This is a genomic window from Saccharopolyspora soli, from assembly GCF_022678645.1.
In the GTDB taxonomy this organism is placed as follows: Bacteria; Actinomycetota; Actinomycetes; order Mycobacteriales; family Pseudonocardiaceae; genus Saccharopolyspora; species Saccharopolyspora soli.
On record NZ_JALBWV010000068.1, the window covers coordinates 1 to 15,864 of the forward strand.

Annotated in this window: 12 protein-coding genes and 1 pseudogene; 4 read left to right on the forward strand and 9 right to left on the reverse strand. The window is 69.1% G+C overall.

The window, feature by feature from the left end:
- Together MOQ72_RS35750 and MOQ72_RS35755 are read left to right on the forward strand one after the other, a co-directional pair.
- Positions 1–193: pseudogene (locus tag MOQ72_RS35750) on the forward strand (isopentenyl-diphosphate Delta-isomerase); the annotation flags it as partial.
- Positions 194–375: 182 nt separating this feature from the next.
- Complete coding sequence (locus MOQ72_RS35755; RefSeq protein ID WP_242190262.1) at positions 376–1,383, forward strand: iron-siderophore ABC transporter substrate-binding protein; 1,008 nt, start codon at positions 376–378, stop codon at positions 1,381–1,383.
- A 124-nt stretch (positions 1,384–1,507) separates the two neighbouring features.
- On the opposite strand, the gene MOQ72_RS35760 is transcribed toward MOQ72_RS35755, so the two are convergent.
- The 7 genes from MOQ72_RS35760 to MOQ72_RS35790 form a co-directional block, all read right to left on the reverse strand.
- On the reverse strand, positions 1,508–2,806 hold the full coding sequence (locus MOQ72_RS35760; protein WP_242190263.1) for a GNAT family N-acetyltransferase: 1,299 nt from the start codon (positions 2,804–2,806) through the stop codon (positions 1,508–1,510).
- Between the two features lie 69 nt (positions 2,807–2,875).
- Positions 2,876–3,547 (reverse strand): class II aldolase/adducin family protein, encoded by a 672-nt coding sequence (locus MOQ72_RS35765; RefSeq protein WP_308198038.1) that lies wholly within the window; start codon positions 3,545–3,547, stop codon positions 2,876–2,878.
- Positions 3,548–3,559: 12 nt separating this feature from the next.
- A complete protein-coding gene (locus tag MOQ72_RS35770) occupies positions 3,560–4,051 on the reverse strand; it encodes a ribose-5-phosphate isomerase (RefSeq protein ID WP_242190264.1) in 492 nt (163 codons plus the stop codon).
- Positions 4,048–5,787 carry a dihydroxyacetone kinase family protein gene (locus MOQ72_RS35775; protein ID WP_242190265.1) on the reverse strand — a complete coding sequence of 580 codons (1,740 nt, stop codon included), beginning with the start codon at positions 5,785–5,787 and terminating at the stop codon, positions 4,048–4,050. The genes MOQ72_RS35770 and MOQ72_RS35775 overlap by 4 nt, the downstream gene beginning before the upstream one ends.
- Before the next feature lies 1 nt (position 5,788).
- Complete coding sequence (locus tag MOQ72_RS35780; RefSeq protein WP_242190266.1) at positions 5,789–7,273, reverse strand: FGGY-family carbohydrate kinase; 1,485 nt, start codon at positions 7,271–7,273, stop codon at positions 5,789–5,791.
- Positions 7,270–8,328 (reverse strand): 2-hydroxyacid dehydrogenase, encoded by a 1,059-nt coding sequence (locus MOQ72_RS35785; RefSeq protein ID WP_242190267.1) that lies wholly within the window; start codon positions 8,326–8,328, stop codon positions 7,270–7,272. Before MOQ72_RS35785 ends, MOQ72_RS35780 begins: the two co-directional genes overlap by 4 nt.
- Positions 8,329–8,370: 42 nt before the next feature.
- On the reverse strand, positions 8,371–9,069 hold the full coding sequence (locus tag MOQ72_RS35790) for an HAD family hydrolase (protein ID WP_242190268.1): 699 nt from the start codon (positions 9,067–9,069) through the stop codon (positions 8,371–8,373).
- Between the two features lie 132 nt (positions 9,070–9,201).
- Between MOQ72_RS35790 and MOQ72_RS35795 the strand changes: the two genes are divergently transcribed.
- Both MOQ72_RS35795 and MOQ72_RS35800 read left to right on the forward strand, forming a co-directional pair.
- On the forward strand, positions 9,202–9,990 hold the full coding sequence (locus MOQ72_RS35795) for a DeoR/GlpR family DNA-binding transcription regulator (RefSeq protein WP_242190269.1): 789 nt from the start codon (positions 9,202–9,204) through the stop codon (positions 9,988–9,990).
- 183 nt (positions 9,991–10,173) lie between these two features.
- Complete coding sequence (locus MOQ72_RS35800; protein WP_242190270.1) at positions 10,174–11,538, forward strand: MFS transporter; 1,365 nt, start codon at positions 10,174–10,176, stop codon at positions 11,536–11,538.
- Positions 11,539–11,605: 67 nt separating this feature from the next.
- On the opposite strand, the gene MOQ72_RS35805 is transcribed toward MOQ72_RS35800, so the two are convergent.
- Together MOQ72_RS35805 and MOQ72_RS35810 are read right to left on the reverse strand one after the other, a co-directional pair.
- Complete coding sequence (locus tag MOQ72_RS35805) at positions 11,606–13,372, reverse strand: PIG-L family deacetylase (protein WP_242190271.1); 1,767 nt, start codon at positions 13,370–13,372, stop codon at positions 11,606–11,608.
- On the reverse strand, positions 13,366–15,861 hold the full coding sequence (locus MOQ72_RS35810) for a GtrA family protein (RefSeq protein ID WP_242190272.1): 2,496 nt from the start codon (positions 15,859–15,861) through the stop codon (positions 13,366–13,368). Before MOQ72_RS35810 ends, MOQ72_RS35805 begins: the two co-directional genes overlap by 7 nt.
- Between the last annotated feature and the right edge of the window lie 3 nt (positions 15,862–15,864).

Sequence of the window (15,864 nt, forward strand, 5' to 3'; positions counted from 1 at the left end):
GAACGCGGCGGAAGTCGCCGAAGCCCGCTGGGTGAACTGGAAGGAGTTCAGCGCCGAGGTGGTCTCGGGGGACGCGGGCGTTTCGCCGTGGTGCGCGTTGCAGGTCCGCCAACTGACCGAACTCGGCCCCGAACCGGTGCAATGGCCCAAGGGCGACTCGGCGGCTCTGCCGCCCGCGGCACGCATCGGCTGAGGGCTTACCCGCGGTGCCGACCTCCTGACACGCAGAGCGCTTTCGATGACGGGCTTCTCGGGACTCGTGCTGCGCAGCGGCGAGTCGTTAATCACAACATCCCAGTTCAGCGGGGCCTGGACTTTTCGTCGCAGTCGGTTAACTTAGGCTAGGCTAAGCGACCCGGATTGCGAGGTAGGTCCATGTTCAACCTGGTGCCGCGAGTGCGGCGTCGTGCGGTCGCGGTGGTCGGCGCGTTCATGGTGCTGCTGCTCGTCGCCGCCTGCGGCGCGGACACCGAACCCGCCGCGGGCAACGCGCCGAGCGCGGATGGTGCGTTCCCGGTGACGATCACGCACTCGCACGGCACCACCGAGATCCCCAAGCGTCCGCAACGCGTGATCGCGCTCGGGTTCTCCGATGTGGACCCGCTGTTGGCGCTGGGTGTCGTGCCGATTGCGATGCGTCCATGGGCCGACATGCCGGGTCCGGGCTCGTGGGCCAAAGACCGGTTGCACGGCGCCCAACCGGTGCAGCTGCCCAGCCAAGGCGACGTCGATCTGGAGAAGATCGCCGAACTGCAGCCGGATCTGATCGTCGCGATCAACGCGGCGGTCGACGACGCGCTGTACAACCGGCTTTCCTCGGTGGCGCCGACGATCGTGCGGCCCGCCGGGTTCGCCGACTTCGCCACTCCGTGGCAGGACGCCACCAGGATGATCGGCGCAGCCGTCGGCAAACCGCAGGAGGCCGACCAGCTGATCGCCACCACCCAGGCCCGGCTCGACGAGGTCGCCGCGAAACATCCCCAGTTCGCCCAGGCCACCGGCGCTGTGCTGCTGCTCAACCCCCGAGGGGGCTACTGGGTCTACGGGCGCAACGACGCGCGCGGGCAGTTCCTGACCGCACTCGGCATCAAGCTCCCGCCGGGCCTGCAATCGCTGGACGACGGCAAGAAGTTCTACCTGGACATCGGTGCCGAGCAGACCACCCTGCTGGACTCCGGTGTGCTGGTGGTCATCGACCAAGGTGGCGACACGCAACGACTCGCGACCGATCCGCTGTTCCAGAGGTTGGACGTGGCCAAACGCGGCGATGTGATCACGGTGCCGTCCGTGGAAACCGGCATCGCAATGGCGCACAACACGGTGCTCAGCATCCCGTACACCCTGGACACCGTGGCACCGCTACTGGCCGAAAAGCTCGGCTGACCTGTCGCAACACGCAGCAGGAGCGGGCGGATTCCCGCAGCGATCCGTGCGCGGCCCATCTCCAGCGACAGTCGCTCACACACCCGATCGAGTGCGGAGCACAGTCCACTGTGGGCACCTCTGGCTACGGTAGTGCGGTGGTTTTCGGGCGTAGGTCTAGCGACCAGCTCCACTCGCCTGGCTCTGGCGCTCCGACCAGCTTCATACCTGCCGCGCGCAGCGTGCGCGCGATCGGCGTGTTGTCCACGTGGGTGTGCGCGGTGAGCGTGCCTAGGCCCAGTTGCTCAGCTTGCTCGATCAGCTTTCGCACCACGATCGTCCCCACTCCCCGCCGCTGCCAATCGTCTCGGACCAGCAGCGCCAGTTCACCGGAATCGTCGTCGTACATCAGGTTCCCCATGCCGACCACGTCGCCGTCCGGCGCCAACGCCAGCAGCGATCGGCCCAGTGCCGGAGTCAGCAGCCGTTGCAGACCGCGCTCACCTTGCGCCGGGCCTGGGCTGAAGTAGCGGCGGAAGCGGGCCGCGCTGGAGCAGCGCGCGTGGAACGCCGCGACCAGCTCCACATCCGCCCGGTCCGCTGCCCGGATCGTCAGGTCCGCTCCGCCCGGCGTGCGCGCGGTGTCCGAGACCGGCCGCACTCGCGCCCGGCAACTCGCGGCCAACTCCGCCATCGCCCGCGCCCGTGCGAACTCCGCCGGGGTGAACGAGCCATCCGGCCGCTCCAGCACGAGCACCCCGCCGCCGGGATCCGCCAGGCACATCGCGCCACCGGTGAACGAACCGACCTCCAGCGGCGATTCCGGCTCCTCCTGCCAGTGGACTTCCACCTGCCCCACCAGGGCGCGCAGCGCCCGCACCAGATCGGTCCGACCGTTGACCAGGTCGATGGCCAGGTTCGCGGTCCGGGTCGGCACGTCGTCTAGTTCGCGGACATCCGCACGCGTCGCGGTCACGTCCCGCGCACCGGCCGTCTCGACGGCTTCGACCAGCTCTTTCCGGCTCACCCGCGTCGGCACGTGCAACAACACTTCGTCCACCACGCCACCGGCCACCGGATGCACCTGCATGGTCCGGATGTCCGCACCGAGCGCGGCCAGCCCACCGGCCAGCCTCGCCAACCGGCCGGGCGTGTCGGTGACCGACGCACGCAGCCGCCACAACGTCTGCGGCACGTTCACGACCTCCGGAACCGGCCCCGCGACGGGCGCGGCCGGTGGATGCTGTCGCCGCCACCACCAGCGACCACCGGCAACGACCAGCAGAACGGCGCCCGTGCAAAGCAGCACCAGCGATCCGCGCACCTGGCTGTGCAGGCCGGTGACGAACAGGTTCGCCGCCCCCGCAGCCAGGAACAGCGCGGCCAACTCGACGAGTTCGCGGGTCCAGTCCCCGTGCCCGTGGCGATGCTGTCTGGAAGTCATGCCACCATGCTTCACGAGCCGTGTTGCACGCACTTGACCTGCGATGACCACAGGGTTAACGGGCAGACATCACCCGGCAGCGCCTGGCTGAGAACGACGGGTCTGCTGGCCGTAGCCCGCGAACAGGTCCGCGCAGCGAGCCAGCTCCGCATCGCTGAGCAGCATCGGATCACCAACGCGGCTCGCGGTCAGCCAGAGTTCGCACAGCCACTCCAACTGCCTCGCCCGGTTGTACGCCTGCGACAGGCTGGCGCCGATGGTGATCGTCCCGTGGTTGCGGAGGATGCAGCCGGTTCGTCCACGCAATGCCTCCGACATGACCTCGGCCAGCCGGTCGCTGCCGAAGGTCGCGTACTCCGCCACCGCAACGGCACCGCCGAAGTCCGCGAGCTGGTAGTGCACCGCCGGAACATCGTTGCGCAGCAAGGACAACGCCGTGGCGTGCAGCGAATGCGTGTGCACCACTGCCCCGGCGTCGTGCCGTCGGTAGGCCATCAGGTGCATGGGCAGTTCGGAGGTGGGTTTGAGATCGCCCTCCACCACCTCGCCGTTGAGGTCCACCAGTGGGATGTCGGCCACCCGCAGAGCGTCGTAGTCGACGCCCGAGGGCGTCACCGCCACCAGATCGCCGCAGCGGATCGACACGTTGCCCGAAGTGCCGACCACCAGCCGGTCCGCCGTCATCCGGCGGGCGATGGCGATGACCTCGCCGCGCTGGTCGGCCAGTCGCGAACTGCTCACTTCATCCCTCGTTCAGCACGCGACGCCGGAGGCATCCGACGCCGACTCGTAGCCGTTGATCGCGGCGACCTTCTGCGCCGACGGCGAAGCCTCGTCGAACCGGTGGTCCAGCCACTCCGAGGCCAACTTGCGCGCCAACTCCAAGCCGATCACGCGCTGGCCGAAGCACAGCACCTGGGCGTTGTTGCTGAGCACCGATCGCTCCACCGAATAGCTGTCGTGCGCGGTGACCGCCCTGATTCCGGGCACCTTGTTCGCGCTGATCGCCACCCCGAGCCCGGTGCCGCACACCAGCAGCGCCCGGTCCGCTTCGCCTTCGGCGACCAGCCGCGCGGCGTGGACCGCCACGTGCGGGTAGGCGGTGTGCTCGTCGGTGCCGACACCCACGTCCACCACGCTGGCCACTCGCGGATCGTTCTCCAGGTCCTTCTTCAACGCATCCTTGTACTGCAGTCCCGCGTCGTCGGAGCCGACCACGATGCGAAACGGCTTCTGCTCAGTCACGATTCTCCGTCCTTTCCGTCCCCGGCGAGCACGTCCCCGATCCGGTTGAGCACCAGCGCCAGGGAGGTGGCGCCCGGATCCGGGGAACCGAGGCTGCGCTCGGCCAACGGCCGGGCACGTCCGGTGCGGGGCCGCAGCTCCGCGGTCTGCTCGGCGGCCTTGGTCGCCACCCTCGCGGCCTGCCGCCACGCCTGGGCACCGCTCGCGCCCGCCTCGACAGCACTGCGCAACTCCGCGACGAATGGCACCAGCGCGTCGACCAGCGTCTTGTCGCCGAGTTCCGCTCGCCCGAGCCGCTGCACCGCCGCCAGCGCCGCCGACGCGCCCGCGGCGAGGTCATTGGCCACCGCCGCGCGGTGGTCGGGCAGCAGGTCGCCGAACGATCGCAGCGCCGCGCCCCACAGCACTCCCGACGTACCTCCGGCCTTCGCCGCCCAGGCGTCACCGGCGGCGACCAACACCGCAGCCGGACCGACGCCCTGTGCTGCGGCCTCGTCGGCGGCCGCTACTGCCGCCGCGCTGCCGCGCGTCATGCCCCGGCCGTGGTCGCCGTCGCCAGCGATCGCGTCGAGACGGCCAAGCTCCTCTTCCTTGTCGTGCAACAGATCGGCGGCTTCGTGCAGGGCTTTCACCACGAGCGTGGCGGTCGCCTGGCCTTCCAGCGGGGCCACCACGGTCACCCGCTCCGGCGCCACCGGCAGTTCATCGTCCTCATCGGACTCATCGGACTCGGCGAGTGCGGCATTTCCCTTGCGGTAGGCGGGAGTGTCGGCCGGTGCCTGCCACAGCCGCTCCAGTTCCGGGTCCAGCCAGGTCAGCGTCAACGAGCAGCCCGCCATGTCCAAACTGGTCACCAGTTCGCCGACCTCCGGCGCGACGACCTCCACCCCGGCCTCGGCAAGCAGTCGGGACACCCTGCCCCAGACAACGAAAAGTTCCTCGTACTTGGTGGCGCCCAGGCCGTTGAGGATCGCCGTCACCCGACGGCTTCCGGTGTCCGGGGCCTCCGCGAGCAGGCCGTCCACCAGGAGCTTCGCCAGCTCGGAGGCGGAGGGCAGATCGCGTTCCGAGACACCGGGCTCGCCGTGGATGCCGAGCCCGAGCCCCATCCGGCCCTCCGGCACCTCGAACAGCGGCCGCTCCTGCCCCGGCAACGTGCAGCCGTCGAAGGCCACGCCCAGGCTGCGGGTTCGCGCGTTGGCGTGCTCGGCGACCCGCACCACCTCGTCGAAGCAATAGCCCTCCTCGGCCGCCGCCGAGGCGATCTTGAACACCACGAAGTCGCCGACCACGCCCCGGCGCTTGGTCTGCTCGGCGGCCGGGGCACTGGCCACGTCGTCGGTCACCACCACGTTGTGCGCGCGGATCCCGTCCCGTTCCAGGCGTTCCACCGCCAGCCCGAAGTTCATGTTGTCGCCCGCGTAATTGCCGAACGAGAACACCACCCCGGCACCGCGATCGGCCGCCCGGCCCACCGAGCAGGCATCGTCGGCCGACGGCGAAGTGAAGATGTTGCCGATCACCGCGCCGTCGGCGAACCCCGGCCCGACCACCCCGCAGAACGCCGGGTAGTGCCCCGATCCGCCGCCGGTGACCACGGCGACCTTGCCCTGCCGCGCGCGCTTCGCACGCACCACGCCGCCCGGCACCTGCCGGACGTAGTCGGAATGCGCCGCCACGAAACCGGTCACCATGTCCTCGGTGAACGACGCCGGGTCGTCGTACAAGCGCGTCATCTCACGTCTCCTCAGCACCACGTCGGGAGCTCGCGCCCCACAGCGGGCGGGCGCGGTCGATCGAGAGCAGGTATTCGCGGTAACCGCGTTCGTAGAACTCCACGGCGCTCGGGTGCGGCACCACGGTCCGCCGGGCCGCCGCCCACTGCTCGCGGTCCACCGGTTCGCCCAGCGAATCCCATGCGGTCATCGCCGCGCCACGCGCGCCCACGCCTTCCTCGTGCGGCACGTGCAGCGGGCGGCCCAGCACATCGGCGAAGATCTGGCTCCACGCCGCCGAACGCGCGCCACCGCCGCACGCCGAGACCGCACCGGTCAGGCCCGCGGACTCCAGGTTGTGCCGCGCCGCGTAGGCGACCGCTTCGCACATCGCGCGCACCAGGTCGGCCTGCGTGGTCTCCAACGACAGGCCGGTGAACTGGCCGCGCGCATGGGGTTCGACGAACGGCGCGCGTTCGCCGGAACTGGACAGGAACGACAGCGCCGATACGCCACCGGCACCGGGTTTGCTGTTGTCCAGCAACGTTTCCAGCTGATCCACGTGGCTGCCGACCACGTTCAGCACCCAGTCCAGGTTGGCGGTGCCGACCATCGCGGGCATCACCCGCAGGTACCGCTGCGGCAGCGGCGTTGCCAGCCACATGCCCGCGACCTCGCCGTGCGGGTCGATGTCGACCTCGTCGCGGAGCACCTGGCAGCCCAACGTCGTGCCGATCACCAGGCTGCCGTCGCCGACATCGCTGACCCCGGCGCCGAACGCGCACGCGGGCAAGTCGAACGGTCCGGCCGACACCGGCAATCCGGCGGGCAGTCCCAATTCCTTGGCGCTCCTGCCGTCCAGCGCGAACAGCTTGTTCGGCGGCGCGGGCTCGGCCAGCAGCCTGCGGTATTCCGCCACCCCGCAGGCCCGCAACGCCTCCTGCGAATAGCTGCGGGTCGGCACGTCCAGGAACGGCAGCGACGCATCCGATGCGTCCACGGTGATCTCGCCGGTGAAGCGCTGCACGATCGCATCCACGCAGTACCCGGCGACTGCCGCCCGCGCCAACCGTTCCGGGGCGTGCTCGGCGAGGTGCGCCAGCAGCGGACCAGCCGAACCGGGGAACATCCCGGACCCGGTGAGCGCGTGAACCTGCCGCTGCACACCGGATTCCGCCCACCGGTCCAACAGTCCCGACGCGCGGGCGTCCAACCACGAGATCGCCGGGCCAACCTGCTGGCCCTGGTGGTCGCGCAACCACAGCCCATCGCCCTGCCCGGTGATGGCCAGCGCCTCGACCAGGCCGCCGACCTGCTCGGCGGTGGCGGCGACTTCGCGCACCACCCGGATCACCGAGTCGACGACCTCTTCGAGGTCCTGCTCGACCCGGCCGCCGGGCAGCCGCTGCAAGGTGCTGCGCATGCTGTGCGTTACCAGCGCCGAACCGTCGCGGTCGAGCAGCGACGCTTTGGTGACCGAGGTGCCGACGTCGACTCCGATGATCATGGCCGCAGACCCTCGAACTTGCCGAGCACGTCCGGGTTGGCCACGAACCGCGGCCGTTGCCCGTTGCGGAACCGGGCGAGCTCACCGGCCACGATCTCGGCCGCGCGGTGCGCGGTCTGCCGGGTCGCCCCGGCCAGGTGCGGGGTGGTGATCACGTTGGGTGCGTCGAACAGCGGCCAGTCGCGCGGCGGCGGTTCGATGTCGTAGACGTCCACGGCCAGGGCGCCGAGGTGGCCCGACTCCAGCAGATCCGGCAGCGGCGCGTAGTCGAGCAGCCCGCCGCGCGCCGAGTTGATCAGCACCGCGCCTTGCGGCAGCAGCTTGAGGTTGTCGGCGTTGAGCAGGTTCTTGGTCTCGGGAGTCAGGCGCGCGTGCAGGCTGACCACCGAGCTGCGCCGCAGCAGCACCTCCAACTCGACGAGCTCGACACCGTCGCGAGCGGCGTCCTCGGCCCGCACGAACGGATCGGACACCAGCACGTGCGCATCGAAGGCTTTCAGCACTCGGGCGACGATCTTGCCGATCGCGCCGTATCCGACCAGGCCGACCGTGGAGCCCGCCAGTTCGATACCGGCGTTGTCGTAGGCGTAGTAGTCGCCGCGCCAGTTGCCCGCCTTCAACTCCGCGTCGGAGCCGGGAATCCGGCGCAACGCGGCCAGGATCAGACCGATGGCGAACTCGGCGGCCGCGGCCGCGTTGCGCCCCGGCGCGTAGCTGACGATCACACCATTTTCGGTGGCCGCGGCCAGGTCCACGTTCACCGGGCCGCCGCGGCACACCCCGACGAACTCCAGCTCCGGACTGGCGGCCAGCACATCCGCGGTGAACGGCGCCATCTGGGTGACGGCGAGCTCGACGCCGCCCAGCGCGTCCAGCAACTGCTGCTCGGTGCCGCTGGCCTCCTGCACGTTGCCCACCGGCCCGAACGGCTCCACCGGCCAAGGCAGTTTCAGGGTGCTGAACTGCAGGTCGTGCGCATCGACGCTGCGGCGCACGGCGTCGACGAACACTTCGGGGGCGACGAAGTGGTCACCTGCGGCCAGAACGCTGGTCATTAGGACTCCTTTGTCTCCTTGCTTCGGCTGGCGCCCGCGGTTTCAGCTCCCGACCGGCTCCGGTAGGGCGCCCACCAGGTGCAGCCGCACGTCGTTCAGGTCGTTGGCGATGTAGCCAGCTTTGGCCAGGGCGTCCTCGGCTGGCGGGTAGTCCGAGTTGGGGATGGCCACCACAGTCATCCCCGCTGCTGCGGCGGCGCGCAACCCGTTGCTGGAGTCCTCCACCGCCAGGCAGTCGCTGGGGTCCTGGCCGAGCTTGTCGGCGGCCGACAGGTACACGTCCGGGCTCGGCTTGCCCTTGGGCACCTCGGCACTGGAAACGGTCGCGGAGAAGTACTTGGTCAGCCCGTGGCGGTCCAGGACCGCGTCGATCAGTCGACGCGGCGCGGAGGAGGCGAGCGCGATCGGAGCCCGATCGGCGACTTCGGTGACCATCAGCGCCGCGCCGGGCAGCAGCTCGATCTCACCGCCGTCGAGCGCGGCGATCATGTCGTCGACCACGACGCGCTCGGTCGTCGCGGCGGATTCGGTGGCTCCGCTGAAGTCGGCGAGGAACGCCGACCACTCGGGGGCGCTCATGCCCTGCACCTGCCGGGTCTGCGCGGCGGTCCAGGTCTTGCCGCGAGCGGCGGCGAACTTGGCCCACACCCGCTCCCACAGGTGTTCGCTTTCGACCAGGACGCCGTCCATGTCGAAAACGACCGCGCGGTGGGTGCCGTTCGGCCCCTCGGACTGGGTCATCTGTACCTCCCGCCACTCGTTTGCCAGGTCAAATTAACATGACCGACGTTAATTGTCACCCGTCTAGTGATAGTTCAGCGCTGTTGTGCGTCCGCGCGTCACTTCCGGCGAGTCACCAGGCAAGATGACGGCATGGCGTCCGCACCGAAGAAGCAGTCCCCCCGGCTCCTGCGCCAGCAGAAGATCATCGACCACGTGGTCGGGCAGGGTTTCGCCAGCGCCGCGGAACTGTCCGAGCTGACCGGCGTCAGCCTGATGACGGTGCACCGCGACCTCGACGACCTGGTCACCAGGGGGCTGCTGCGCAAGTTCCACGGCGGGGTTTCCGCCCAGCCGTCCACGGTGTTCGAGAGCAGCTCGGACTTCCGGCTGCACACCCACACCGCCGAGAAGGAAGCGCTGGCCAAGGACGCGTTGCAGTTCATCACGCCGGGGATGTCGGTGATGCTGGACGACTCCACCACCGCGCTCTCGCTCGCCCGACTGCTGCCCGAGGTCGGCCCGCTGACCGTGGTCAGCAACTACCGCCAGGTGCAGGAGACGCTGCGCGACGTGCCGGACATCCGGCTGATCGGACTGGGCGGCGAGTACTCCCGCACCCACGACTCCTACCTCGGACTGCCCTGCCAGGAGATGATCAGCACCTTCTCGGTGGACATCGTGTTCCTGTCCACCTCGGCGATGAACGCGCAGCTGACCTACCACCAGGAGCAGGAGATCGTGCTGGTCAAGCGGGCGATGCTGGCAAGCGCGACGACGAAGGTGCTGATGATGGACGCCAGCAAGGTGGCCCGCTCGGCGCTGCACCAGTTCGCCCCGGTGAGCGCCTTCGACCACGTGCTGCTCGCGGGCGCCCTGGACCCGGAGCTCGTCGAGGCGATGCGCGAGCAGACCAACGTCCACCTATCCCCGGCGGACTAGGCGGGCTGACCCCGGCCGGACCAGGCTATTGGTCTTCACATCGGATTGCGACGAATTAACGTCTTGCGCGTTAATCTGAACAGGGTGCATGATAGTCGGCACCTTGCCCGGTGCGGCTGGTTCGTCCTCGACGTACCAGGCCCAGGTGATGCGCACCGGAACTTCCGATCCTTGGAGACAGTGATGTCCCAACAGACCACAGCGGATGCCGAGCCGAAACGGCCGGTGAGCAGACTCGACCGCATCGGTATTCCCAGGCAGCTGTTCTGGGGCTTCGTCGCCGTGCTGATCTTCATGATCGGTGACGGCGTCGAGACCACCTACCTGTCGGACTACCTGCAGCAACCCGAAGGCGGCGGGCTGCCCGGCGCGGTGGCCTCGTTCGCCACCGTCACCGTCTACGGCGTCGCGGTGATGATCGCGGCCTGGTTCTCCGGGACGCTTTCGGCGGTCTGGGGACCGCGGCGGGTCATGTGGCTCGGCGGCGCGTGGTGGATCGCGTTCGAAATCCTGTTCCTGTTCGCCGCGATCCCCTCGCACAACCCCACGTTCATCGTGGCCACCTACGGCATCCGCGGCTTCGCCTACCCGCTGTTCGCGTTCGCCTTCCTGGTGTGGGCGCAGGTCGCCAGCCCGACCCACATGCGCGGTTCGGTCGCGGGCTGGTTCTGGTTCGCTTTCACCGGCGGCCTGCCCACCCTCGGCGCCGCGGTGGCCGCGCTGGCGATCGGCCCGTTCGGCATGAGCCTGTACGGCACGCTCGTGCTGTCGTTGGTGCTGGTCACCGTCGGGGTGCTGATCGGTTGCTTCGCGGTGCGCGAGGAGCACGGCCTGAAGCCGATCGCCGATGAGACGGTGGCGAACCCACGGAGTCTGAAGCGGCTGATCGAGGGCGTGGACATCCTGTGGCGGGACCGCCGGACGCTGGCCGGTGGCCTGATCCGGATCGTCAACACCACGCCGCAGTACGGGTTCTTCGCGATGTTCCCGTTCACCTTCGGTCCGGCCGCCCCCGGAGGTGGCTTCCTCAGCGTCGCGGAGGTGGCCGCGTTGGCGTCCATCGCCTACGGCGCGAACATCGCCGCGAACCTGTTCTTCGGCGTGTTCGGCGACCGCTTCGGCTGGCGCCGCACGATCACCTGGTTCGGGTGCGTCGGATGTGCCGTGGCCACGCCGCTGTGGTTCTTCGCCGCCGTGGCCTCGCAGAGCTTCGCGGTCACCGCCACGTGCGGTGTCGTCTACGGTGTCCTGCTGGCCGGTTTCGTGCCGCTGTCGGCGCTGATGCCCTCGATGGTCGCGCCCAAGGACAAGGGTTCGGCGCTGGCGGTGCTCAACTTCGGTGCTGGTGGCGCGGCGTTCGTGGGCCCGGTCGTGGTCACCATCCTGTATCCGCTGGTCGGCGGCGGCGGGGTGACCATCGCGTTCAGCCTGATGTACATCGCGGTGGCGTTCCTGAGCCTGAAGGTCAAGGACGACTGCGACCCGGGCGAACAGCGGTTGAAGCAGCGCTCGTCGAAGCCCGCCGCGACGGTGCAATCCCCGGCGTAAGTTCCTGGACGGGTGTCGCGCAGCGGTGCGTCTCCCCCCGGTTCGGGCGAGAGGTGAAGGGCACCTTTTACCAACTTACTTGGTGAAAGGTGCCCTTCACCTCGTCCACGCGCGTTCGGCCGTCGTCGCCGAGCGCGACCAGGTGGTGGCCGTCCGGGGTGAAGGCGGGTTGGCCGACGATCTGTCCAGGTAGGACGGTCCTCATCGGTCCGAACACCGCTATGCGGCCTGTTCCGTCGCGGGCCGCGACGATCGGGGTGTCCCGGCCCGCGTTCCGCACCACTGCCAGCGCAGGATCAGAGGTGGTCGTGGTGTCGATCCTGGCGACCACCGACCATCCCGCCTGCTCGCCGAGCACGACCAGGTGTCCGGTGGCCGCCTCGCGGAACGCCACGAACGCTCGGCTGCCCCGTGCCACCGCGATGGCACCCACCGGGCGGTGGGCCTCCGGTGGTGCGACGAGTTCGCCTCGACCTGCGTCGTCCAGCCGCCAGTGCAACAGCGCATCCCGGCCAGCGGCGAGCACGTGCACACCGGTACCCGTGACCAGCACTGACACGACATCGTCGACCCCGGTGCCGCCGAGGTCGATCCATCCGGGCCGGTCGGTGAACCGGATGCTCGCACCACCACTGGCGTTGCGGACCGCGACCAGCGTCCGCCCGTCCGGTGTCACGGTCGCCGCTGGCGGTCCAACCTGCGTCAATTGCCCTCCGGCCGGTGGGGCTCCGAGCGACTTCCACCGGCTGTCCTTCCACTTCAGGAAGATCGTGCCGGTATGCCGGTCCTGCGCCAGCAGCGTGTCCGAGTCCGCGAACACCACCGAGCCGTCCCGCGGCACGAATCCTGGAGTATCCACAATGGACTCCCGTGATCCCGTTGCCCTGATCAACCTGCCACCCCGCACAAAGACGCAGGTCACCTGGCCGCCGCGACCGGTCGTGACCCAGTTCGACCGCCAGGACCAGCGGTGCCGCATGCTTCGCAGCCACGTCGCATAAGGCTCGTCCAACCCCACCACGGCGTCGTGCACCGCGTAGCGCTCGAAGATCGCCCGCTTGTCCGCGACGATCTCCGGTGGCAGGTTCGGCGGCGCGTCCGCGATGTTGTAGTCGCGGTAGTGGACCAGGTGCGCCGAACGAGCCCCGGCTGCTGGCATCGCAAGTTCGGCGAATCGCGCGGACATCACGTGGTCCGGATGGTTGTGGTACTTCCCCCACTGCGACTGGTATCGAACGTCCGGTTCGGGGTCGTGCGTGCGCACGATCGTCGGCGCGAACTGCCGGTAGAGCTGGGCCAACGCAGTTGTGACTGCGGCTCGGTCGTAGCTGCTGGTGCCCGGTAGCACCGAACCCTCCGGCAGAACTGTCGCGACCTGCACGGTCTCGTCGTGCCAAAGTCTGGTCAGCGCCTGCCTGCCACCGAGCGCGTGCGGATCGTTGTCGTCCGGCAGGTTCAAGAACACCAGCCGCACTCGTGGTCGTTCGCGCAACGTCTGCAGTTCTGCCTGTCGCCCGCCGGGCAGCGAGAGCGCGGCGCGATCCCAGGCGTCGGACGCCCCGGCCATCGTCGCGAACGCCGAGCGAGCCCCGGCCTGCCGCTGCGCGGCATACCTCGCGGTGGGCCGCACGTCGCTCTCCCCAGCCGTCAGGAACACCGTCGTCACTGTCGCGCCGGAACGAATCGAGATGGCCAGATCGGGGTTCATGAACAGGATGTCATCATCCGGATGCGCCACGACCTGCACATGTGAACGCACCTGCGCGGCAGCCTCCGGACTGGCGAGCAGCGCGAGCAGCAAGGCCGTGGCGACCGCGACGAAACCTCTCAGCACAACGGCCTCCCCGCGCGCAGCGGAACGAGGGACAGCGCGATCGCGAGCAGCGCACCCGCGCAGGCCAGCAGGAGCTGAGCGGTGAATCCGGGCGGGCGCCAGGACAGCGTCAGCGTGCCGTTCTGGACGCCAGGCGGGATGCGCACGACGAGCAACCCCGCATCCGTCCAGCCGATCGGTATCCGACGTCCGTCCACTGTGGCCTGGTAACCAGGCCATGCGAGACGGGCGAAGACCAACTCCGGCTGCCCTCTGGTGCTGCCGAAACGCACTGTCTCGTGCCGCTGCCCGTGCTGCACGTCATCGAGCACCTGCACGCCTCGGCTGACACTGAGCCGTCCACGCGGCCACGGCGGTGCCGATTCCCGGCTGAGCACCACGACATCCTCGTTCCGCCGGGAGATCTGCCAGCCCGCAGGAGCCTCGGACACGTCGCGAAGTCGGCGCTGCACCACGACATGCGCGGCTTTGAGCTGGTCGGCCAAGCTGTCCGGCTGCCAGAGGCGGTCGTACGCCTGCGGGCAAGTCGCGCCGTAGTAGCTCAGGCAGAGTCGGGTGTGCAGGGCGTCGTAACCGATTCCGGTGTAAGAGACCACGCTCGCCACCCCAGCCGCTGCGGGCATGTTGCCGAACAGCAGGTCGGACCAGGCACTGCCGGAGGCGATCTGCTCTGGCCGAATCAGGTTGCGGTCGGCCACCTGCACGACGGTGCCACCGCGAAACTCCGCGTAGCGGGACCGGAGTTGCGTGACATCAGCCGGGAAGTTGTAGACCGCGACGTCCCGGTTGGCCGGGAACCAGTACATCTGCAGCACGAGGGCACAGGCGGTGCCCAGGTGCAGCACGGCGACCATCACCTGCGTGCGCCGCAAGATCAGGACAGCGGCCAGCAGAACTGCGATCACGCCCAACGACATCAAGTGCTTCGGTGCCTGCGCAGGCCATGCCGCGAACGACAGGTACCCGCCGAGCAGCACGGATCCGGCCGAACACGCCAGCCGCACCCTGAAGTGGTCGGTGCGCAACCCCCGCGACAGCGCCACCGCGAGCAGCACCGCCACCGCCAGGTGCAGCACTGCCACGTGCCGCAGCGGCCAGCGGAACAGCCACACGTTGGACGGCCCGAGGCACAGCAGGAAATAGCAAACCGCCAGCACGACGGCGCAGCCGCAGCGCCGCCACGCCGCACCGGCCGACCGCCAGTCCAGCCAGGCCAGCAGCGGGATGGCGAACCAGGCGAAATAGGTCGCGGGCACGGACATCCGGAAGGCGCCGAAGGACAGGATCTGCGGGACGAAGGCGGGCATCGAAGCGTTCAACAGGTCACCGATGCCCGGCACCAATTGACCGATGTTGAACAACTCGTACCCGGACCGCCACCCCACCGCGGAAGTCGCCAGCACGGGGAAGAAGATCAGCGGCAAGCACGCCCCGACGGTCACGCCCACCAACGCCAGGCACCGGATACGCGGCCAACCTCGACCGGTTTCGACCAGCAGCCCCGCGAAAACCCCGCACAACGCCAGAACCCCGTAGGGATCACCGGCGGAGACGCACAAGAAGCAGCACAGCCACGGCACGAACGCCGGTACCCGACCGGCTATCGCACGACGCAGCGCCCACCACGCCCACGGCAGCCAGGCGAAGCCCATGAGGCCGCCCGCCCAGGTGGCGGCCTGGAAGTACAGCACGAATCCGGACAGCGGCAAGGCCACCGCGAGCACCGACGCGACGCCCTGCTTGGCCCCGTAGTCACGGCAGAGCAAGAGCGTTCCGATGCCGAGGGTCACGAGGTACTGGGTCTTCACCACGGTGGCCGCCACCGCGAGATCACCGAGCCACACCACCAGCACGCAATCCAGCAGGTGCACCGGATTCCAGATGCCGAACAGCGATTCGGCCGCCAGGTTCCCACCCATCCACGAGTCGACGTCCAGGCCGAGCGGCCAGTCACCGGCCAGCAGCCGCTCCCCCAGCCGGTGCCACATCGGCAGGAACTGCGCGGCGCTGTCGTCCCAGAAGTAGAACGACGGGTTCACCAACACCGGAATCTGGCTCAACAGAGCAATGATCACCCCAACAGCCACCGCGCCGCGCCAATCACCGCGCGGCAACCGCTCGGTCAGCACTGCCTTGCTCAGCAGGAACGTCGCAGGCACCACCACCAGGCCAGCCGCGACCGGCGCGAGCAGCGGATCCACTCCGAACACCGCAACGGACGCCGCAACGGTGGCGGTGCTCAAGCCGATCATCGCGAGGTTCGACAGCGGAAACAGCAGCAGCGAGCGGATGTTCGGCAACACCCCGAAGGTGAACCGGCAGTTGAGCAGGTACGAGCACAGCATCGCCACAACTGTCGCGACCAGGTGCGCCAACAGGTACGGCAGCAGCAACCACAAGGCGAGGTAGACGGTGTAATGCACGGTCGTGTTCGCGCCGCCGACCAGCGCGAACCGCCCGAGCTCCGATTGGCTTATCCTGCGCCACATCAC